This is a genomic window from Spirosoma lacussanchae, assembly GCF_005870035.1.
GTDB lineage: Bacteria > Bacteroidota > Bacteroidia > Cytophagales > Spirosomataceae > Spirosoma > Spirosoma lacussanchae.
This window is the reverse complement of record NZ_SWJG01000001.1, coordinates 2,326,064-2,347,106: the sequence shown is the minus strand read 5'-3', so window position 1 is coordinate 2,347,106 and position 21,043 is coordinate 2,326,064. Positions and strand designations below refer to the sequence as shown.

Genomic DNA, 21,043 nt, shown 5'->3' with positions numbered 1-21,043 from the left:
TGAACGGGTGGTAGTACCGGATGTTTCACTCAACCACTAACTGCTTAACAGCGGCCGCATCGGGAGTGGTGTTGAAGTGCCATTTGCCGCGGACCACGCCGTCTTTGAGGAGCCAGGTTCCGGGGTTCGATCGCATGATTGTTTTCAGCACGGTGCCATCTACTTTGTAATAGGGTAAGCCCGTCAGCTGATATTCATTCAGGAAAGCGTTGATCTCCTCGTCGCTCACCGACGTCAGCAGCGCGGGCGTAACCCCCGACCCTTTCAGCCCTTCTACCAGCGACCGAATAGCCGGAATGCTACCGGCGTCAATGTCGTTCGTATTCTTCACGATGACGAACAACCGGCTTCCCTCAAACGTCTGCTGCGTAAAGTCGCCCTCGTCGTTCCAGACCCGATAGTCGGTGATTTTGGGTTTAGCGTTTTCATTGACCAACACCATTTCTTTGAATTTATAGCTCGGGTCGGTAGGGTACTGGTCAAATTCGGCCGTTTTACCTCCTTTTTCCATGATGTACCGGTACCGCAAAGGCTCCGACGGCTTCATTTGGGCCGGAATGCTTTTACCAACGGCATACGGTAGCAGATCGAGGGGCGGTAAGAACTGAATGGCGTAAATCCCCAACCCTAGGGTCAGTAGCGTAGTAAGCGCGACCAGCCAGCCCGTTTTTCGTGGCTTGATCCGATTCCGGTGGCCGATAATAAAGAGGATCAGTATGGTCAGGATTACGTCTTTCCCGAACGAGGTCCAGGGTTTCAATTTAATCGCATCTCCGAAACAACCGCAATCGGTTACCCGATTGAAGTAGGCCGAATAAAAAGTCAGGAAGGTAAAGAAGGCAATCAGGAAAAACAGCAGCCAGGTCGTCAGCTTGGGCTTGTACGAAGCCAGCAGGGCAACCCCGAGGATGATTTCAGCCGCGCAGAACAACACCGACATCGCCAGCGTGAACGGCACCAGCGCCATGAAAAAATCATGCAACAGCGGTACATCCTGGGCAAAGACTTCGAAATACTCCTCAAACTTAATTTGGGTACCAACCGGATCGTTGAGTTTGATGAGTCCGGAGAAAATAAAGATCGCACCGACCAGGAAGCGGGCAATCCGGGCCGCCCATAACATAGGCGGGGTACCAGTTTTCAGTTTAGGCGGGGTGGCAGTGGGGTTCATACGAAGCAGCAGGTGATGAACAAAGTATATTGACAACAAAAAGGCCAACAGGCTTCTGTGGAAAGTAGGTCGTTTGCGGCCTTCCTTCGCCGGTCAGTCTTAATGTGTCAGTTTGATTAAACAGAAAACGGCGTAATTGATCATATCCATATAATTGGCATCAACCCCTTCCGATACCAGGGTGTTTCCCTGATTATCTTCTATCTGCTTGGTACGGAGCAGTTTCATCAGGATGATATCCGTCATTGAACTGACCCGCATGTCGCGCCAGGCCTCGCCGTAATCGTGGTTCTTGGCAAACAGCAGATCAATAACCCGGCCAATCTGTTCGTCGTAGTGATGTTCGAGTTCGTCAGCAGGCAGGTCGGTTCGGCTGTCATTTTGCAGGGCGAGCTGGATCAGCGCCATCACGCAGTAGTTGATGATCCCGACAAACTCCGGCTCGATGCCCTCGCCTACTTTGCTAATGCCAGTTTCCTGGAGGGTGCGAATCCGCTGGGCTTTGATGTAGATCTGATCGGTGATGCTGGGCAGCCGCAGAATTCGCCAGGCAGTGCCGTAATCTTTATTTTTCTTCAGGAAGAGATCCTTGCAACGCTGGATAACCTGCCGATATTGAGTTTCGGTTTCTGACATCGTCATTTGTAGTCGTAGATCGTCAACGGTCGTCATCACCTGCGCAGTCTGATCTGACCACAAATGACCATCAATGACGCCAAATGACAATTTTGATGCCGAAAGTTACGAAAAAAACGCTGAACTGCCGGGGCAGGCTGGTTTCCCTCGACACCCCCGTGGTGATGGGCATCCTGAACGTAACCCCCGATTCTTTCTACGCCGGGAGCCGCGTCTCGCCCGAATTGACAAAGCCTAATGGGGTGTTGGAGCGGGCTGAAAGCATGCTTCAGGCCGGCGCCACGTTTCTGGATATTGGTGGCTACTCGACCCGGCCCGGTGCGGCCGATGTTGGCCCTGCCGAGGAAGCTGACCGGGTTCTGCCCGCCATTGATACAATTCTCCGCCATTTTCCGAATGCCCTAATTTCTATTGATACGTTCCGGGCTTCGGTGGCGCGGCAGGCCGTTGAGGCCGGGGCCTGTATGGTCAATGATGTGTCGGGCGGTAATCTGGATACGACCATGTTCAGCACCGTTGCCGAGCTGGGAGTGCCTTATGTGCTGATGCACATGCGTGGAACCCCGCAAACCATGCAATCGCTATCCAACTACACCAACCTGGTCACCGAGGTGATTGATGAGCTAGCTCTTCGGCTGTACGAATTGCGGGCCCTGGGCGCCAAAGACATCGTCATTGACCCCGGATTTGGGTTCGCCAAGACAATTTCTCAAAATTTTGAGCTATTACGCCAGCTGACCGCTTTTCAGTATTTCGATGAGCCCCTGCTGGTGGGTTTGTCGCGCAAGACAACCATATGGAAAACGTTGACTACGACGGCCGATAAGGCATTAAATGGGACTACCGTGCTGAACACCGCAGCCCTGCTCGGCGGAGCCTCGATTCTGCGGGTTCATGATGTTCAGGAAGCTGTAGAGGCCATAAAATTGACGCAGTCACTAACTTTTTTTTAGGACTGCTCTTGCGTTTACAAGATCAAACCTCTACTTTTGCATTCCCAAACGACAACAACCATTTGTCAGCCGGGAAACGATCTGGTAGCTCAGCTGGTAGAGCAATACACTTTTAATGTATGGGTCCTGGGTTCGAATCCCAGCCGGATCACCAGAAAACGCAAAGCCGCTCACTCGAGCGGCTTTTTTTATGGCCTATAAGAAAAGTAGGAAAACGCGTCTGCATTACCTTGCGCACGCTTTTGCCTACCTTCCGTTTTACCATAGTAGCACAACTAGGTGCCGATTCTCGTTCGTCTCATTCGTTCTTCAGGCTTATTGGGTCAAATTCACACAAGTCGGCTTTCACGAAAGATTGATCGGCAAAATGAGCCGAATTATGACAGTGGGTGGCTTATTTGCTTACTTTCAACACTACTATATTTTTAGTTTTATATATACCAGTTGCACTATTTGTTTCAAGGGTTATGGACAAGCTGGCGTTCGTTTATTCACTTTCCAAGAACAACTATAATCAAAATCATAATTGAGATCAATCACGAACAAATTCCGCCAAAAGCGATTTTTGCCAAATATTTTTTGTATTATATTGCATGACTTTGTCGCAAACGCCCATCATTTCGGTAGTCAACTCCTGATTTATTTACCTGCCGAAATCCATTAGTTTTTTCAAATTTCGTAATACATCCAGTCATTTTTTGCAACTGTCGCAATACAGGGTAGAAAACTGACGAGTAACCCCAACACTGTTACGACCATGTCTGATCAGGTTGACCAACCCACGCAGGCCAATTCGGGCCTTTACCGTTCTGAGTTTGAACACGACAACTGTGGTATCGGCTTTGTTGCCCATATCAAGGGCCGCAAATCGCACCAGATTGTTTCGGATGCGCTCCAGATGCTTCGGCGTATGGAACACCGGGGTGCAGTTGGCTCAGAACCCAACTCCGGCGATGGGGCGGGGTTGCTTATCCAGATTCCGCACGAGTTTTTCGTCGACGAAACCCGTAAACTCGGCGTTCACCTCCCGCCAGCGCTCGAATACGGCGTCGGGATGGTGTATTTCCCGAAAGATGTCTGGCTACGCGAAGAATGCCGGGCGGTACTGAACCGGAAAATGAAACGCCTGGGGCTTGAATTGCTCTGCTACCGGGTCGTTCCGGTCAACAACAGCGACCTGGGCCATGGGTCGCGCTCCTGCGAGCCGCAGATGGAACAGGTATTTATCAAACGCCCGGCCGATATTATCAATCCAGACGATTTTGAGCGTAAACTATACATCCTTCGTAATGCCAGCACCCGGATCATCAATGAAACGGTAGCCGGTGTTGATACCTTCTATTTTTCCTCGCTGTCCTGCCGCACCATTACCTATAAAGGACAGCTGACAACCCTGCAGCTCGAACCCTATTTCCCCGATCTCCAGAACGAAGATGTGGTTTCGGCACTGGGCGTAGTACACTCGCGCTTTTCGACCAACACCTTCCCCTCCTGGAAACTGGCCCAGCCGTTTCGCTACATCGCTCACAATGGCGAAATTAACACGGTTCGGGGTAACGTGAACTGGATGAAAGCCGCCGAGGGTCTGCTCGAATCCAGCAAGTTCACCAAAGATGAGATGGACATGCTGTTGCCCATCTGCGATCCGAAGCAGTCCGACTCGGCTAACCTCGACAACGCGATCGAATTGCTGGTGATGAGCGGCCGTTCCCTGCCGCATGTCATGATGATGCTGATTCCGGAAGCCTGGGATGGTAACGAACACATGGACCCCGTCCGCAAAGCTTTTTACGAATACCACGCTGCGCTGATCGAGCCCTGGGATGGCCCCGCGTCCATATCGTTCACCGACGGTCGTATTGTGGGGGCCACCCTCGACCGGAATGGGCTGCGTCCGTCCCGCTTCTGGGTTACCAACGAAGACGTCGTCATCATGGCCTCGGAGGTAGGCGTGCTGGATATTGATCCAGCCAAAGTAGTTCGCAAAGGTCGTTTGCAACCCGGCAAGATGTTCCTGGTCGATATGGAACAGGGCCGCATCGTTGCCGACGAAGAGATCAAAGAACAGATCAGTACCCGTCAGCCCTACCAGCAGTGGCTGAACGAGAACAAAATCAGGATTTCAGATCTGGAAGCGCCCATCCGGTCGTACAACCCCTACGATCCGGCCAAGCTGCTTCGGATGCAGCAGGCCTTCGGTTTTACCTCCGAAGATCTGCGCATGATTCTGGCACCGATGGTAGAAACCGGCAAAGAAGCGCTCGGTTCCATGGGTACCGATGTGCCACTGGCCGTTCTTTCGGAGCAGAGCCAGCACATGAGCCACTACTTCAAGCAATTGTTCGCGCAGGTGACCAACCCACCGATCGACTCGATTCGGGAACGGGCAATCATGTCGCTGATTTCGTTTGTTGGCGCCACCTACAACCTGCTCAGCGAATCGCCCGAACATTGTCATCAGGTCGAACTGGATCAGCCCGTTCTGACTACCCCTGAATTTGACAAACTCCGGTTCATTGACCGGCCTAAATTCCAGGCCAAAACCATCAACTGCCTGTTTACGGCCGATGGTCACGGCAAATCGCTGGAGCGGGCGCTCGACCGCATCTGTCGCTACGCTGAAGACGCCATTCAGGATGGTTATTCTATCCTGGTGCTGTCGGATCGCGCGATTGATTCAAGTCACGCGCCTATTCCATCACTGCTGGCCACGTCGGCCATACACCATTACCTGATCCGGCAGGGTCTGCGCGGTAAAGTCGGCATTCTGGTCGAAGCAGGCGACGTCTGGGAAACCCACCACGTGGCTACCCTCATCGGTTACGGCGCGTCGGGGGTTAACCCGTACATGGCTTTTGAGACCATTGCCAGCATGAAGGAGAAAGGGCTGTTGCAGGTCGATTACGATCTGGACAAGCTCTACAAAAACTACATCAAAGCCGTCAATGGTGAGTTGCTGAAGATCTTTTCGAAGATGGGCATCTCTACCCTGCAGTCGTACCAGGGCGCCATGATCTTCGAGTGCCTGGGACTGAACCAGGATGTAGTCAACCGCTACTTCACTGGCACCGTTTCGCGCATTGGCGGCATGAGCCTGGACGAAATTGCCCGCGAAATCCTGGTTCGCCACTGCATTGCCTACCCGCCAGCTCCGGTGGCCAACCCACGGCTTGAGGTGGGCGGTATATACCAATGGAAACAACGCGGGGAGAAACACATTTTCAACCCGGATACGATCCACCTGCTGCAACAGTCGACCCAGCGAAACGATTATACGCTATTCAAGAAGTACTCGAAGCTGATCGACGACCAGACGCAGAAGGCCATTACCCTGCGCGGTCTGTTGAAGTTCAGAAAAGGGACGCCCGTTCCCATCGACGAGGTTGAGCCGATCGAGGCCATCTTCAAGCGGTTTGCCACCGGTGCCATGTCGTTCGGTTCGATCTCCTGGGAGGCTCATACCACCCTGGCCATCGCCATGAACCGCATCGGCGGTAAGAGCAATTCCGGCGAGGGGGGCGAAGACGAACTGCGCTATACCCCGCTGGCCAATGGCGACAGCATGAATTCGGCCATCAAACAGGTGGCTTCGGGCCGATTTGGGGTAACGAGCTACTACCTGACCAACGCCCAGGAATTACAAATCAAGATGGCGCAGGGTGCCAAACCGGGCGAAGGAGGCCAGCTACCTGGCTTTAAAGTCGATGACTGGATTGGCCGCACGCGCCACAGTACGCCGGGCGTCGGGCTTATTTCGCCCCCACCCCACCACGATATTTATTCGATCGAAGATTTAGCTCAGCTGATTTCCGATCTAAAAAATGCCAACCGGGCCGCCCGTATCAGCGTCAAACTGGTGTCAGAGGCTGGGGTGGGGACTATTGCCGCCGGGGTAGCCAAAGCCCATGCCGACCATATCCTGATATCGGGCCACGACGGCGGAACGGGAGCCTCTCCGCTGTCCAGTATCCGGCATGCGGGTCTACCCTGGGAGCTTGGCCTGGCCGAAGCTCACCAGACCCTGGTTCGGAACAAGCTGCGCGGCCGCGTTACGGTTCAGACAGACGGCCAGATGCGTACGGGTCGGGACCTGGCGGTGGCGGCTCTGCTCGGCGCCGAAGAGTTCGGCGTGGCTACCGCGGCTCTGGTTACGGCGGGTTGCATCATGATGCGGAAATGCCACCTGAATACCTGTCCGGTAGGGGTTGCGACCCAGAATAAGGAGTTGCGGGCCCTCTTTACCGGTAAGCCCGAACACGTGGTAAACATGTTCACCTTCCTGGCTATGGAGTTGCGGGAAATCATGGCTGAGCTGGGCTTCCGCACGGTGAACGAGATGGTTGGTCAGGCGCAGATGCTAGAACTACGCAGCGACCTCCCCCACTGGAAATACAAGCACATCAACCTCGACGCGTTGCTGTACAAAGAGCCGACAAACCTCGATGTGGCGCTCTTCAAACAGGAGGAGCAGAACCATTATCTCGACGACGTGCTGGACCGTAAGCTAATGGCCGTGGCCAAACCAGCCCTGGAATCGGCCGAGCCCGTATACGCTGAATTTCCGGTGCAGAACATCGACCGGAGCATCGGCACCATGCTATCGAACGAAATTTCTAAGCAGTATGGCGGGCCGGGCTTACCCGAAAGCACCATTCACATAAAACTACGGGGTACGGCGGGCCAGAGCCTGGGGGCTTTTGCCACCAGCGGCATCAAACTGGAACTGGAAGGCGATGCGAACGACTATTTTGGCAAAGGACTTTGTGGTGCTCAGCTGATTGTGTATCCCGACCGGGCCGCTACGTTCAAGCCCGAAGAGAACAGCATTGTCGGCAACGTGTCGTTCTACGGCGCTACTTCGGGCGAAGCCTTTATCCGCGGTATGGCGGGAGAGCGGTTCTGCGTTCGTAACTCCGGGGCCAAAGTGGTAGTAGAAGGCGTTGGGGATCACGGTCTGGAATATATGACCGGTGGCCTGGCTATTATTCTGGGCCAGACGGGGCGCAACTTCGCAGCGGGTATGTCGGGTGGCGTTGCCTACGTCTGGGACCAGGATGGCACATTTGCCAGCAAAGTCAATCCCGAAATGGTCAGTCTGGAACCGCTCAACGACGAGGACCAGGGTATTGTACGCGAGTTTGTCGATAAGCATTTCCAGTATACGACCAGCAACGTAGCCCTGGCGCTGATCCAGAACTGGACCGACCAGATTGGTCAGTTTGTGAAGGTGATGCCGTCCGACTTCCGGCAGGCGCTCGCCGGCCGAGGTATCTCACTGGCCGAGCAGATTCGGGACAAAAACGTTGTTTACCAGGATATCACAGTCGACGTGACGCAGGGTTAAGCAGCCCCCGCCAGCAGCCATAAACGGAGCAGGCTGTTCAGGAGCGAACAGCCTGCCAGACAGATTAGATAAGCCGTAGACGCTTTACAAGAATGGGAAAACCTACCGGATTTTTAGAATTCACGCGCGAACTGCCCAAGAAGCGCGACCCGCAACAGCGGATTCACGATTATAAGGAGATTGAAATGCCGTTTTCGGAGCAGGATTCCCAACGGCAGGCAGCCCGCTGTATGGACTGTGGTACCCCCTTTTGCCATAGTGGTTGTCCGCTGGGCAACATCATCCCCGAGTTCAACGACGCAGTGTATGAGCAGAATTGGGGCTACGCTTACGAGATTCTGGCAACGACTAATAACTTTCCTGAGTTTACCGGCCGTATCTGCCCGGCGCCCTGCGAAGCCTCCTGCGTACTCGGCATCAACAAGCCACCCGTTGCTATTGAATTCATTGAAAAATCAATTGCCGAAGTAGCTTTTGAACGGGGATATGTCAGCCCGAAGCCTCCCAAAGTGCGCACCGGCAAAACCGTCGCCGTCGTTGGATCGGGGCCGGCGGGACTGGCAGCAGCCGCTCAGCTCAACAAAGCCGGGCATACCGTTACCGTTTTTGAGCGGGCCGATCAGATTGGCGGGTTACTGCGTTACGGCATTCCTGATTTTAAACTGGAGAAATGGACCATTGACCGGCGGCTGGCCGTTATGGAAGCGGAGGGAATCACTTTCAAAACAAACGTCAACGTAGGCGTCGATGTCAAAGCGAACGACCTGCTGGCCGACTTTGACCTAATCATGCTCACGGGCGGCTCAACCGTTCCGCGCGATTTGCCTATACCCGGTCGTGACCTGAAGGGCGTTTACCCGGCCATGGAATTTCTGAGTCAGCAAAACAAACGCGTGGCTAACCGCCCCGTTGAAGTAGACCACCGAGGTGTTCCATACAGTCAGGGCGAACTGATGGCGACCGGAAAAAATGTTGTGGTTATTGGCGGTGGCGATACGGGTTCTGACTGCGTTGGTACCTCTAACCGGCACGGCGCTACCAGCGTCACTCAGATCGAGCTGATGCCGATGCCGCCGAAAGAGCGGGCTGCCAACACGCCCTGGCCCAACTGGCCCATGATGCTTCGCACCAGCACCAGCCATGAAGAAGGTTGCGAACGGCACTGGAGCATCAACACAAAAGCCTTTATTGGCGATGAGAACGGCAACCTGAAAGCTTTGCGAATCGTAGAGCTGAACTGGGAAACTAAGGACGGCCGGATGCAGATGGTCGAACAACCCGACACCGAGCGCGACATTCCCTGCGAGCTGGCTCTGCTGGCGGCCGGCTTCCTGCACCCCCAGCACAACGGGCTGCTCGACGACCTTGGTCTCGAATACGACGAACGGGGAAATGTGAAAGCGACGAACTATCAGACCACGACCAACCCGAAAGTGTTTGCCGCTGGCGACATGCGCCGGGGTCAGTCGCTGGTCGTGTGGGCGATTTCAGAAGGTCGCGAAGCTGCGCGGGCTGCCGACTGCTATCTCATGGGCGAAACCCTGCTCGAAGCGAAAGCAGTATCTTTGCTGGAAACGGCGTAGCCCACCTATCCTCTTTATGAAAAAGCCGCTGTTCTGGGGAACAGCGGCTTTTTTTTGTCTTATTTAAACTACGGGATGCTACGGCTAGTTGAATGACTAATCTGTCATTTACTCAACGAACATTATCATGCGTCTGCTCTTACTCGGCCTGTTGCTTAGCGGTAGCCTTACGGTTTGTACCGCTCAAAAAGACACCACCCGCCGGTCTACCCAATCTAATGCATCGCCCCAGAAGCAGGTACTGGTACCGGGGGTAGATTCGCCGATCTCGTCACCGGGAACGCTCATGCAATCATCCCCGCAGCCCAACATCCAGCCCGAAACTCAATCCGGGAAGCGCCGTAAGACGGCGCCCCCCAGCGATCCGCGGGCGTTTGGGGTGGGAATTCCGGTCGGGAAATCCCGGAAAGATACCCTACGCCCGTAAGATCCCGTAGCCGAACGGGTTACTTGATGGCAATCACCTCGACCTCAATCAGCACATCGTCGCTGATGATCTGAGGAATGGCTTTCACGTCCGAAATTTTGGGTAAACCCGCGGTAAAGAAACTAGCCCCTACCGCCGAAATCTGCTGGTTGGCCAGGTTACTAACCTGCCCCGCCTGATCTTTGATGTGATAAGTAACCTGGGTTACATTGTCCAGCGACATGCCCACAGTACCTAGCGCAGCTTTCAGATTTTCGAATATCTGCCGGGTCTGCACACCAAGATCTCCAGCGCCAACGAGTCGGCCTTTTCCATCGAAAGGCCGCTGACCGCTGACATATACCTGCTTACCAGGCAGGCCCGGTTCTACCTTGTAGATGTAGCCGGGCTGGGGCGTGGTGGGAACCTGTGCCTGAGCGCCATAGCTCATCAGCACACCCGCCAGAATAATGAAGAGTTTTTTCATGGGATAAAGCAAAATGGTTATTAAAGCAAAATCGGTTCTTCTTTTTCGTCGAAGAAGAGGTAATTCAGAAAATCACAGTACGGTTTAAGCAGGCGGCTGCCTTTCACAATCTCGTCGGCAAACCCGGCCTTGAGCACGTCCTTGTCAGAAAATCGGTGAACGAAGAACAGCTCCTTCCGGCGAAGTAAGTCCAGCTCAGGATGGTCGGCCGGATACCCTTTCGGCGCGGTCTTGGTGCTTTCGCCATGTGCTTCGGGAAAATACGTCCGGAACTCCTCCGCTTCAATAATCTGCTTCAACTCCCCGGCATTATAGTCGATCTCCTGCCGGAACTTGGCCAGATTGGCTGGCGTAGGCTGCCACATACCCGCCCCCAAAAACGACTGATTGCCCGGTTGAATCTGTACGTAATAGTCGATTCGTCCGGAATGTCGCCCACCCGGACCGATAGCAAAAGCCAGATGGGATTTGTAAGGCGCTTTGTCTTTCGAAAATCGTATGTCGCGGTTGATTCGGAATATACAGTCTTTAACCGCGGTATTCGCCAGTGGCTCGAACGCACTCATGCCCGTCAAAACCCGCTCTACTACACCACAAAGTTCGGCTTTGGCCGTATCGTACCGGGCGCGATTGGCCTGAAACCATTCCCGGTTATTATGCTGAACCAAATCCTGTAAAAAATCAAAGGTCTGGTTGGTGAAAGCTGACTTTTGGACGCCCTTTGTTGCCATAATTGACCAAAGATAAACAAACTCGATTTTATCTGGTACGTTTTCCGGCCTTTTCTCGTCACTGCATTCGTCAGGCCGGCATAATCTGTTTCCGATACTGCGTGGGAGAAATGCCGATCTCACGCCGGAATAACTTCATGAAATAGGTCAGGTTGTTAAAACCGCACTCCATACTGATATCGGCCAGGCACCGGTTGGTAGTGCGCAGCAGCTGGGAGGCCAGCGAGATTCGTTGCTGGTTAATATAATCTACAGGAGTCATGCCAAACGTATTCTTGAACGTTCGGTAGAAATTAGGTTCGCTCATGCAGGCCTCGTCGGCCAGTTCCTTAATGTGCAGGCTCCGGCTCAGGTGTTTGTTGATATACTGCGCTACGTGCGCCAGCCGATTCACATTGGCGAAGCTGGTTTTTGGGTTTAGCAGCAGGCCGCGGGCCTGCGTTTGCATGAGTCGAACTACCAGTTCCTGAATAACCAGATTGGCAAATACTTCTTTGGCGCGGTTGTTCTCTGTAAATATATAAATCAGTCGGCCAATCAGCTGGTGAATCGGCTCATCATTGGTCAGGAAAAAATTATGCTGCCCAAACTGCCACCCCTGGGCGCTATCGATGAGCGGAGCCCGGTCGTTGAGGGTGTCGGTTACCTGCCGAACCTTATCCGGCGCAATAGCCAGGGCCAGACACTGGGTTGGGTTTTGGATCTGCGCTTCCGGGAAGTCAATACACATGGTTTCATCGCTGGGCACGATTACCGACTCGCCGGGCAGGAAATCGAACGAAGGGGTACCGGGCAGGTGCATCACTTTTTTTCCCCGAATCATGCTGGCCAGCACTGGATTGGTAAACGTCAGTTCTACTTTTTCGGCCACATGCTGCGTTTCATAAATATTCAGTTCGGCCGAGTCGATAGTGTAGGCAGTTCGGTTTTCAACTTCCTGTTCCAAACGTCGCGTGTGTAGGTGGCGCCCTATATCGAAAGGTTGTGCAGGGGTTGATTTCATAGCAGATGCGTTTGGCGATAACCAGAGAGGAAACAGACAGAATTAGTTGTAACAGTCGTCTAAGCTACACAAATTCATAATTATTTCGGGTAAGAATAGTATAAAATCGGCGAATTAACCATTAATCGGCAGATACTAACGCAACAAAAGGTATCTGGCATTTTGATAGAATAGTGCAAGCAGTCGATATGATCGGACACATTTTATTGACTGATTCTCTCAAAATTTGTGACGATTCCAATTGACCTGTTAACTATCATCTTTTACCATCTGTATGGAAACGCTCGAACTCGTAGAAACCCACGTTAGTCGGCCCAAATTCCGGTCTCATTATGATAATTATATTGGCGGCAAATGGGTACCACCGGTCGGGGGCGAATATTTTGATAACCAATCGCCGGTTGATGGCAGCCTGATCGCTAAAATGCCCCGCTCTAAAGCGGCAGACGTAGACCTGGCCGTCGATGCGGCTCAAAAAGCGTTCGAAACCTGGGGGAAAACATCGGCCACCGAACGCAGCAAAATATTGTTGCAGATTGCCGATGTCATTGAAAAAAACCTGGAGTTTCTAGCCCGGGTAGAAACCGTCGAGAACGGAAAGGCCCTGCGCGAGACGATGGCGGCCGATCTGCCGCTCTGCGTAGATCACTTCCGGTATTTTGCCGGGGTCATCCGCGCCGAAGAAGGTTCAGCTACCGAACTTAACGCCGATACCCTCTCGCTGATTATCAAAGAGCCCGTCGGCGTGGTGGGGCAGATCATTCCCTGGAACTTTCCTCTGCTGATGGCCACCTGGAAACTGGCCCCGGCCCTGGCAGCCGGCTGCTGCGTTGTGATCAAGCCCGCCGAGCAAACCCCTACGTCCATTGCCGTTCTGTTCGAGCTGCTGGAGGGTATCGTTCCGGCCGGCGTGGTCAACATCGTGCATGGCTTCGGTCCGGAAGCGGGGAAACCGCTGGCCCAGCACAAGCGGGTTAACAAGGTAGCCTTCACCGGCGAAACCACCACCGGCCGGCTCATCATGCAGTATGCATCCGAAAATCTCGTCCCGGTGACGATGGAACTGGGGGGTAAATCGCCTAATATCTTCATGAAATCGGTAGCCGATGCCGACGATGAGTTCTTCGATAAATGCGTGGAGGGAGCCGTTATGTTTGCCCTCAACCAGGGTGAGATCTGCACCTGCCCTTCTCGCCTGCTGGTTCATGAAGATATCTATGACAAATTCATGGAGCGGGTCATTGCCCGGACCAAAGCCATCAAGCTGGGACACCCGCTTGATCCCGACACGATGATGGGGGCACAGGCCAGTAACGACCAGTACGAGAAAATTCTGTCGTACATTGATATTGGCAAGCAGGAAGGCGCCGAAGTGCTGACCGGTGGCGGACCCGCCCACAGCGTGGAAGGCGGCTACTACATTCAGCCGACCATTTTCAAGGGCCACAACAAGATGCGCATCTTCCAGGAAGAAATTTTCGGGCCGGTGCTGTCGGTGACGACCTTCAAAACGGCCGAAGAAGCCGTTTCCATAGCCAACGACACCTTATACGGGCTAGGTGCCGGGTTCTGGTCGCGCGATGCGCACGAACTGTATACCATTCCGAGACAGATTCAGGCCGGTCGGGTGTGGGTCAACTGCTACCACGATTACCCGGCTCACGCGCCGTTTGGTGGCTACAAGAAGTCAGGCTTTGGCCGCGAAAACCACCTGATGATGCTGAATCACTATCGCCAGGTCAAAAACCTGCTGATCTCGTACAGCAAGAATAAACTAGGTTTCTTCTGAAAATAAGGAAGACAGCTATAGGGGGAAGAGCGGAACAGCGGGCGCATGTGGGTGTTGCCGGGTGGTCCGGCCTTCCCCTCTTCTGTTCCTTTCTTTTGCTCATTTCTCCAGTAAGTTTTATGAATCGTGTTGATCTAACCCCGGCTGCTGCCGACATACTGAGCCAGCTCAAGGCTGAACATGGCCCCCTGATGTTTCACCAGAGTGGAGGCTGTTGCGACGGCTCATCACCGATGTGTTTCGCGAAGGGTGATTTCATCGTTGGTGAGTCGGATGTGCTGCTGGGGCAGATCGACGGCTGCGACTTCTGGATGTCGGAAGATCAGTTTGAGTACTGGAAACACACGCACCTGACCATTGATGTCACACCGGGGCGGGGCGCCAGTTTCTCGCTTGAAATTCCGCTGGGAGTTCGGTTCCTGATCCGGTCGCGGCTGTTCGAGATGGCCGAGTACGAGCAGCTGCCGCCGGTGCAAACGGGTCCGTTAGCTGCACAGTAAATAACTGACAATCAACTTGTTTTTGCTCGTCCATTGCTGTAAGTTCGGTACATATTCACTAAACCGCTTACGGCAATGAATCTTTTACACCGAGTCGAACACTGGGGTGATACGCATCACCCCGCCTGGACCGATGCCCTGCGGATCATGCTGGGCTTTATCCTGGTGCTGAAAGGCGTCAGTTTTATCAGCGACACGACCTACCTGAGCCAGCTCGTGGGTGGTCTTCATTTCGATCTGTGGTCAGTCATGATCGTTCATTACGTGGCCTTTGCGCACCTCATGGGCGGATTTCTGATTGCGGTGGGTTGCCTGACCCGGCTCATGGTCATTCTCCAGCTGCCAATCCTGGTGGGGGCCGTTTTCTTCGTCAACATTTCCCGCGGTTTCTCGGCGCTGAACTCCGAACTCTGGCTCTCGCTGATCGTTCTGATGCTGTTATTGCTATTTCTGGTGATCGGCTCAGGGCGTTTTTCGATGGACGCCTACGTCAAACAAAACGCCCGTTGACAGGTTAGTCTGCTATCACTCAACGATAGAAAATCATGGCAGACAAAACCCTGGAAAAAGTAGAGGAGTCGTACAACGACCAGCGGATCACGGGTAACCAGGACAACGGTACCCAACACGGCGAGAAAGGCAACGGCCGCAGTTCAACGGCCCATAAAAGTGCCAAACACTCGAAGAGCAGTCACAGCAGTGCCGGTAAATCGTCGGGTAACAAAGGTGGGCACAGCAGTTAGGTAACCACCCGCGCAGCTAGCCAAACGAGCCTTCGTATGAAGCTGTTCATCAGGTATTATTCGCCCCAGTCGGGCGGTGGCAACAGCCACATCAATCAGCAGGAGAAAGGCAAAGCCGGTAAGGCCGGTGCCAACCAGCGCTCGACCAAAAAGACGACCGAGCAGGTTGATCCTGATAAGGTTGAGACAGCGAAGAAGAACGCCAACAGCGTCGATTAACGCACGATTAGCAACGGGTCAGGGACCATAGCTGAAGGCCATTCACCTGAATGAATCCTGTCAGCGGTGGTCCCTGACCCGTTAAAATATGTACCGGATGGTACACCACGGAATCTCATCGGCAATGAGCCGCTCGAACACCGCCACCATTTTACTCTTAAGCTGGTGATCATACCGGATGTTCCAGCCGCCGTACTGGCTTACCTTGCTCTCCTGCAACTCGGGCACCCACAGCAGTTCTTCTGCTTTTGGGTTTATAGCCAGGTTGGCCTGGTGCTGCCACTGATTATGGGTCAGAAAAATAACTTCGCATTTTAGCTGCGCCTTCACCTCAGGGCGCAGGGCCGCATCGAGCTGGCGGAACAGATCGCGGTAATCGTTACGCCAGGCCTTTCGATCACCATCCGGACCGCTGTACACGATGACGGGCGAAAAATTAACGTGCACTTCGTAGCCGGCCTCGTAAAAATCGTTAATAGCTGCTATGCGTTTTTCAATGCTGTCGGTCCGCACATCGACCAGTTTGCTCACGTGGCCCGGCATCAGGCTAAACCGAATCCTCACTTTTCGCTGCGGATCGAAATCGAGCAGGTCATTATTAACAAACTTGGTGGCGAACGTTGCTTTGGCCCGCGGGTGATCGCGATAAAACGCAAACACCTCTCGCACGCCGTCGGACAGGCTATAATCGACCGAGATATCCGAATTGCAGCCGATGTCGTACGTCCAGAACGTGCTGTCGGTCTGGTTGATCGGCTTAGGCCACGCCAGTGCCTGAACGTGGGTATCGACCGACGCCATAATTTCGTCAACGTTGGTGAAGAGCGTGATGGGATTGACTTTCTTGTGGCGGTCTACGTAGCAGTAAGCGCAGCCACCAAAACAGCCGTTCGCTAAACTGGGCGCGATGTAATCAGAACTCCGGCCGCTCCACTTGATCTCCTGTGACTTTAGTTTTCCCAGCACCAGCACGTCGGACTTGACCTTGAAGTGATTCATACCCAACTCCGGCAACCGGTTGTGCTGCTTGACTTCGAGCGTCTCGGCGTCGGGATAACGAGCCACAACCAACTCACCCTGCGCGTTGAGTGCGTCGGCGGTATACAGAATCAGACTGGGATTGAAATCAGGCATAAACGGGTCGTTGAGTGTCTATAAACAAAACGTACAGAGGAGGTTATTAGTTCACCCAAATCTTGTTACAAAATTTTGATTCTCAATTAATTAACTACAAAAAATAAACACTTTCCACTCCCCTTACCGGACTTGGCCGAGTAGTTTATGCCAGACAAGTGCTACGGGCCGAAGCGGTTTTGTCGTACTTTTAGGGACACACAGAATACAACCCCATGATGCGCACCTTGCTCTCTTTTCTCTGCTGTTTTATCGGCTCCGCCCTCGCACAGGCGCAAGCGGTTACGAAACCCAAAGTGACCGTTACGCCCCTGAATGAGCGGGTATACGTTCATGTTACCTATAATGTCTACCAGAACAGCGTTGTCCCATCAAATGGGCTTATCATTAAAACAAACGACGGTGTCGTGCTGGTCGATACGGGCTGGGATAGCGATGGAAATACGGATAATACCGAGGATCTGCTGCGGTGGGTGGCCGATAGCCTGCACCAACCTATCCGGCTTTGTATTGTCACTCACGCGCATGAGGATCGGGTGGGCGGCATTAGTGCACTCCGCAAAGCCGGAATTCGGGTGGTCAGTACTCCACTGACGGCTCAAAAATCTGTCAAGTTAGGCTATGAAGCCCCCGAAGCGGTTTTGTCCAATGACACAACCCTGTATATCGGGCAGGAACCCATTCGCTGCTATTTTCCGGGCGAGGGGCACACCAGCGATAATATAGTGGTCTGGTTGCCCAACCAGCAGATTCTGCACGGGGGCTGTTTTGTTAAAAGTGTGGCCGCCTTCGGTATGGGTAATGTAGCCGACGCAAATCTGAACGCCTGGGCCTCGTCTGTCCGCAACGTCATGAATCGGTTTGGTACCGCCCGAATCGTTATACCGGGGCACGACAGTTGGGGCGACACCCAATCGCTCGAGCATACCCTTCGGTTGCTGGAGAAACATGCCGCAGCCCGGCGCTGATCGGGTCGCTGACCCGTTCGTTCGATTCCTTTATTCTCTGCCCCTGCCCGCATTATGCAACCCCTTCCTCCCATCGAGACCGTTGATCTGTTTCCCATCCTCAACGATCATTTGCTCGATCTGCTCCGGCGGCTGGCTCCCGACGACTGGCAACGGCCCACCGTATGCAAAGGCTGGACGGTGAAAGACATTGTGTCGCACATTGTCGATGGCAACTGGCGCCGGATCACCCTGTATCGGGATCACTATCAGTCGCCCGAAATACCGGTCATCAACTCGTACGAGAGCCTGGTCCAGTACCTGAATCAACTGAATCAGGACTGGGTCGTAGCCACCCGCCGGCTGAGTCCGGCGATCCTGATCGGCTGGCTGGCCCAGACGGGGCCGGCTGTATACGAGCTGTTCAAACAGCAGCCCCCCTTCGAAGCCGCCCCTTTCTCGGTAGCCTGGGCAGGCGAAGAAACTTCCCTGAACTGGTTCCACATAGCCCGGGAATATACTGAGCTGTGGCACCATCAGCAGCAGATCAGGTTGACCCTCGATCAAACCGACGTGCTGATGGCCCCCGAACTTCATCACCCACTGCTGGACACGTTTATGCGGGCTTTGCCCCATACCTTCCGCTACGTAAACGCCCAGCCGGGCACCCTCGTTACCGTTACGATTACCGGACCCGGCGGGGGTACCTGGTATTTGCTCCGTCAGGATACGCAGTGGACACTCGTTCAGGGGGCAGGCAGTCTGCAACCCGCGGCAGCCGTGAGGCTGGACGGGGCTGTAGCCTGGCGGTTGTTCACCAAAGGACTGTCGACCGATGACGCACGACCCTATCTTTTCGTGTCCGGCGATCAGACCCTGGGCACCCCAGTTCTACAGATGCTCTCCGTGATGGCCTAGCCCTGCGGATACGCCTGAACGGCCGACTTGTGGAGCAAACAAAACGAGAGGAGCAATGGTAATTACGGAGTCTGGTCAGGCAGCGGCTTTGGCATGGCCAGGGCTTATGGTTTTCTCTTCGTATATACTCCATGTCCAATGCAGTTTATTAGTCAACTCCTCGAACATCCTGCGCTACTCGCTTATTTTTCGGGTGCCAACAATTACACCTGGCTTCAATTCAGAAATGGTGAACGGCGCCTGCTGGCCAAGCCACTTACTTATTTTGAAGAGCGTCTGCCTGCCTTTCTCCGTATTCATAAAACGGCTTTAATCAACCCAGGCTGTGTGGTCAGTATCCATCCCCCCCAACGGGCAAAGATGCCGGGATCGGTGCGAATGCACGATGGCACCGAATTACCGGTAAGTCGCCGGCGCTGGCCCTATATCAGTCAAATTTTTGATAATCAATCACCTACTGATTCATTGACCGAAAAATTCTCGACCCTTTCAGGTTTGGATAGTCGTGCAGAATGTAAGCCCCAAGCCATGGCACCCGTAAGCGTCGTTGCCGTTATGACAGGCGATGCGCTACTCCTGACCCGCCAACGGATCGAGGCCTTAGGCATTCATTGTCAGCTACAAGCCGTTGAATGGGGGGCCGAGCTGGCCAATGTGCTCCTGACCCATCCGGCTGACGAGTGGCCTTCGCTCATCCTGCTCGACGGCCGTGAAAACCGCCCGGACCGCATGCTGACTCTGCAGCGATTGAAGAGTGATTACCGTCTGCGGGCGATACCCGCCGTTTGGCTGGCATCACCCGGCGATAACCCCATACCAGCCTACGAACTGGACGTCAACTCAGTCATTGAAGTAGCCAATACGCCAACTTCGTTCGTAGAGACCATCGATCAGCTTTGTCAGTACTGGCTGATGCTGGTGCAGCTCCCGCAGGAGACGGATGCCCAAGCTGTCTGACCAAAGCCCCGGTGTTTCCATAGACAACCCACCCAGCGCCAGGGCCGTTGCCTCACTTCGGTGCTGAGCGGGTTGTCATTTTCGTTTGGTCTGGCGGTTTGTTTCGCATAGCCTGCTTACCGACAGAGAGCTGTTGCGCTCGGGTAAGCGTCCTGATTCCCTATGCAAACATCAAACGATACTAGTAACGCCTGGGCTTTTTCTACAGCCTCCTCAAACTCCCAAAAAAGTAGACCCGGTAGCGCAGGAACCCGAGATACCCAGACGGTCTCCACCAGCAGTCCACCGATTCAGGACCTGGTTTGTTTCTCTCATCTGCGCTGGAACTTTGTCTATCAACGGCCTCAGCATCTGCTGAGCCGGGCCGCCACCCACTGGCGAGTGTGGTATATTGAAGAGCCGATCTGGTCAGACACACCCGGTCTATCGATAAACACAGTCAGTGAACAACTCTCGGTCGTTGTTCCTCACTTACCCCATGGCACCCCGCCCCAACAGGCCGTTCAGGCACAGCGAACCCTGATCGACCAGCTTTTTAGCGAACAGAATATCCACCAGTACGCGCTGTGGTATTATACACCCATGGCCTTGCTCTTTAGCGAGCACCTGAAGCCGACGCTCACCATCTACGACTGTATGGATGAACTCTCGGCCTTTCTGGGCGCACCTCCGCAACTACTTGATCAGGAACGGGAGCTCATCAGGCGGGCTGACGTGGTCTTTACGGGCGGCTACTCACTCTATGAAGCCAAACAAAGCCGCCATGCTCAGGTCTTTGCCTTCCCAAGCTGTATTGATTACAGTCACTTCAGCAGCTCCAGACGGTCGTTACCTGACCCAGCCGATCAGCAGTCCATAGCGCAACCCCGTATCGGATACAGTGGTGTCATTGATGAACGGCTGGATCTACAGCTGATTGACGAGCTGGCCCGGTGCCGACCCGACTGGCAGTTTGTCTTCCTGGGACCGGTCGTCAAAATAAACCCCGGCCAGTTGCCCCAGGCCGCCAACATCCACTACCTGGGCATGAAAGCCTATGCCGAGTTGCCGGCCTATTTCAGTAACTGGCAGGCAGCCATACTCCCTTTTGCGATCAACGAAGCTACCCGGTTTATCAGCCCCACCAAAACCCCCGAATACCTGGCGGCTGGCTTGCCGGTTGTTTCTACACCCATCCGGGATGTGGTTCGAACCTATGGCGGTTGGGAAAAGGTAGCCATTGCTGACGATCCCTCCTCGTTTCAGCAGCAGCTAAATCAACTGCTCCTGGGCTATGCCTGCAGCGACCAGCCGCAGCTGGATCAGTTTCTGCTTGAACAATCGTGGGATAATACCTGGCAGCAGATGCAGCAGATACTGACCGGACATCTCCAGACAGAGCCCTTGGTATAATTACAAACCCCTTGGGTAGATTCAGGATAGAATCTACCCAAGGGGTTTGGTTCGGCTACCCGAAAGGGCTTTTCATAAACAAGCAGAATACAACACCGCCCCACCTCTACCGTGAGGACGGAACGGCTTT

At 53.9% G+C, this 21,043-nt stretch carries 19 protein-coding genes, 1 tRNA gene and 1 pseudogene; 15 read left to right on the top strand and 6 right to left on the bottom strand.

What is annotated here, in order from left to right:
• Positions 1-25: 25 nt before the first annotated feature.
• The gene (locus FBR45_RS09715; protein ID WP_246082173.1) at positions 26-1,171 is read right to left on the bottom strand and encodes a BT_3928 family protein; all 1,146 of its coding nucleotides are present in this window, start codon (positions 1,169-1,171) and stop codon (positions 26-28) included.
• 99 nt (positions 1,172-1,270) lie between these two features.
• Positions 1,271-1,807 (bottom strand): DUF1599 domain-containing protein, encoded by a 537-nt coding sequence (locus FBR45_RS09710; protein WP_138501538.1) that lies wholly within the window; start codon positions 1,805-1,807, stop codon positions 1,271-1,273.
• Between the two features lie 95 nt (positions 1,808-1,902).
• Between FBR45_RS09710 and folP the strand changes: the two genes are divergently transcribed.
• The 5 genes from folP to FBR45_RS09685 all read left to right on the top strand — a co-directional run bounded on the left by folP (position 1,903) and on the right by FBR45_RS09685 (position 10,114).
• The gene (folP, locus tag FBR45_RS09705; protein ID WP_138501536.1) at positions 1,903-2,760 is read left to right on the top strand and encodes a dihydropteroate synthase; all 858 of its coding nucleotides are present in this window, start codon (positions 1,903-1,905) and stop codon (positions 2,758-2,760) included.
• Positions 2,761-2,838: 78 nt separating this feature from the next.
• A tRNA-Lys gene (locus tag FBR45_RS09700) sits at positions 2,839-2,914 on the top strand.
• A 603-nt stretch (positions 2,915-3,517) separates the two neighbouring features.
• Positions 3,518-8,104, top strand: a complete 4,587-nt coding sequence (gene gltB / locus FBR45_RS09695; RefSeq protein WP_138501534.1) for a glutamate synthase large subunit — start codon at positions 3,518-3,520, stop codon at positions 8,102-8,104.
• Between the two features lie 92 nt (positions 8,105-8,196).
• Positions 8,197-9,687 (top strand): glutamate synthase subunit beta, encoded by a 1,491-nt coding sequence (locus FBR45_RS09690; RefSeq protein WP_138501532.1) that lies wholly within the window; start codon positions 8,197-8,199, stop codon positions 9,685-9,687.
• A 127-nt stretch (positions 9,688-9,814) separates the two neighbouring features.
• Positions 9,815-10,114: a hypothetical protein gene (locus FBR45_RS09685; protein ID WP_138501530.1), complete on the top strand. Its 300-nt coding sequence runs from the start codon at positions 9,815-9,817 to the stop codon at positions 10,112-10,114.
• Positions 10,115-10,133: 19 nt separating this feature from the next.
• On the opposite strand, the gene FBR45_RS09680 is transcribed toward FBR45_RS09685, so the two are convergent.
• The 3 genes from FBR45_RS09680 to FBR45_RS09670 all read right to left on the bottom strand — a co-directional run bounded on the left by FBR45_RS09680 (position 10,134) and on the right by FBR45_RS09670 (position 12,257).
• A complete protein-coding gene (locus FBR45_RS09680; RefSeq protein ID WP_138501528.1) occupies positions 10,134-10,580 on the bottom strand; it encodes a RidA family protein in 447 nt (148 codons plus the stop codon).
• Between the two features lie 20 nt (positions 10,581-10,600).
• Positions 10,601-11,311, bottom strand: a complete 711-nt coding sequence (locus FBR45_RS09675) for a DUF2461 domain-containing protein (protein ID WP_138501526.1) — start codon at positions 11,309-11,311, stop codon at positions 10,601-10,603.
• A 70-nt stretch (positions 11,312-11,381) separates the two neighbouring features.
• Positions 11,382-12,257, bottom strand: a complete 876-nt coding sequence (locus tag FBR45_RS09670; protein ID WP_246082172.1) for an AraC family transcriptional regulator — start codon at positions 12,255-12,257, stop codon at positions 11,382-11,384.
• 331 nt (positions 12,258-12,588) lie between these two features.
• Here FBR45_RS09670 and FBR45_RS09665 point away from each other — a divergent pair, with 331 nt between their 5' ends.
• The 5 genes from FBR45_RS09665 (at position 12,589) to FBR45_RS09645 (ending at position 15,565) form a co-directional block, all read left to right on the top strand.
• Positions 12,589-14,103, top strand: a complete 1,515-nt coding sequence (locus tag FBR45_RS09665; RefSeq protein ID WP_138501520.1) for an aldehyde dehydrogenase family protein — start codon at positions 12,589-12,591, stop codon at positions 14,101-14,103.
• 119 nt (positions 14,104-14,222) lie between these two features.
• Positions 14,223-14,603 carry a DUF779 domain-containing protein gene (locus FBR45_RS09660; protein WP_138501517.1) on the top strand — a complete coding sequence of 127 codons (381 nt, stop codon included), beginning with the start codon at positions 14,223-14,225 and terminating at the stop codon, positions 14,601-14,603.
• 75 nt (positions 14,604-14,678) lie between these two features.
• Positions 14,679-15,113 carry a DoxX family protein gene (locus tag FBR45_RS09655; RefSeq protein WP_138501515.1) on the top strand — a complete coding sequence of 145 codons (435 nt, stop codon included), beginning with the start codon at positions 14,679-14,681 and terminating at the stop codon, positions 15,111-15,113.
• 35 nt (positions 15,114-15,148) lie between these two features.
• Positions 15,149-15,346: a hypothetical protein gene (locus tag FBR45_RS09650; protein WP_138501511.1), complete on the top strand. Its 198-nt coding sequence runs from the start codon at positions 15,149-15,151 to the stop codon at positions 15,344-15,346.
• Positions 15,347-15,382: 36 nt separating this feature from the next.
• On the top strand, positions 15,383-15,565 hold the full coding sequence (locus tag FBR45_RS09645; RefSeq protein WP_138501509.1) for a hypothetical protein: 183 nt from the start codon (positions 15,383-15,385) through the stop codon (positions 15,563-15,565).
• A gap of 81 nt (positions 15,566-15,646) precedes the next feature.
• Here FBR45_RS09645 and FBR45_RS09640 read toward each other — a convergent pair whose 3' ends face one another.
• The gene (locus tag FBR45_RS09640) at positions 15,647-16,699 is read right to left on the bottom strand and encodes a spore photoproduct lyase family protein (RefSeq protein ID WP_138501507.1); all 1,053 of its coding nucleotides are present in this window, start codon (positions 16,697-16,699) and stop codon (positions 15,647-15,649) included.
• A gap of 215 nt (positions 16,700-16,914) precedes the next feature.
• On the opposite strand from FBR45_RS09640, the gene bla reads away from it, so the two are divergent.
• The 5 genes and pseudogenes from bla to FBR45_RS09620 all read left to right on the top strand — a co-directional run bounded on the left by bla (position 16,915) and on the right by FBR45_RS09620 (position 20,913).
• Entirely contained in the window at positions 16,915-17,667 is a 753-nt protein-coding gene (gene bla / locus FBR45_RS09635) for a subclass B1 metallo-beta-lactamase (protein WP_246082171.1), read from the top strand.
• Between the two features lie 54 nt (positions 17,668-17,721).
• The gene (locus FBR45_RS09630) at positions 17,722-18,564 is read left to right on the top strand and encodes a maleylpyruvate isomerase N-terminal domain-containing protein (protein ID WP_138501505.1); all 843 of its coding nucleotides are present in this window, start codon (positions 17,722-17,724) and stop codon (positions 18,562-18,564) included.
• Positions 18,565-18,657: 93 nt separating this feature from the next.
• Positions 18,658-18,990 (top strand): annotated as a pseudogene (locus tag FBR45_RS26595) (LytR/AlgR family response regulator transcription factor); the annotation flags it as partial.
• A gap of 102 nt (positions 18,991-19,092) precedes the next feature.
• Positions 19,093-19,521: a response regulator gene (locus tag FBR45_RS26590; RefSeq protein ID WP_246082194.1), complete on the top strand. Its 429-nt coding sequence runs from the start codon at positions 19,093-19,095 to the stop codon at positions 19,519-19,521.
• A gap of 162 nt (positions 19,522-19,683) precedes the next feature.
• Complete coding sequence (locus FBR45_RS09620; RefSeq protein WP_138501501.1) at positions 19,684-20,913, top strand: glycosyltransferase family 1 protein; 1,230 nt, start codon at positions 19,684-19,686, stop codon at positions 20,911-20,913.
• The last annotated feature ends 130 nt before the right edge of the window (positions 20,914-21,043 follow it).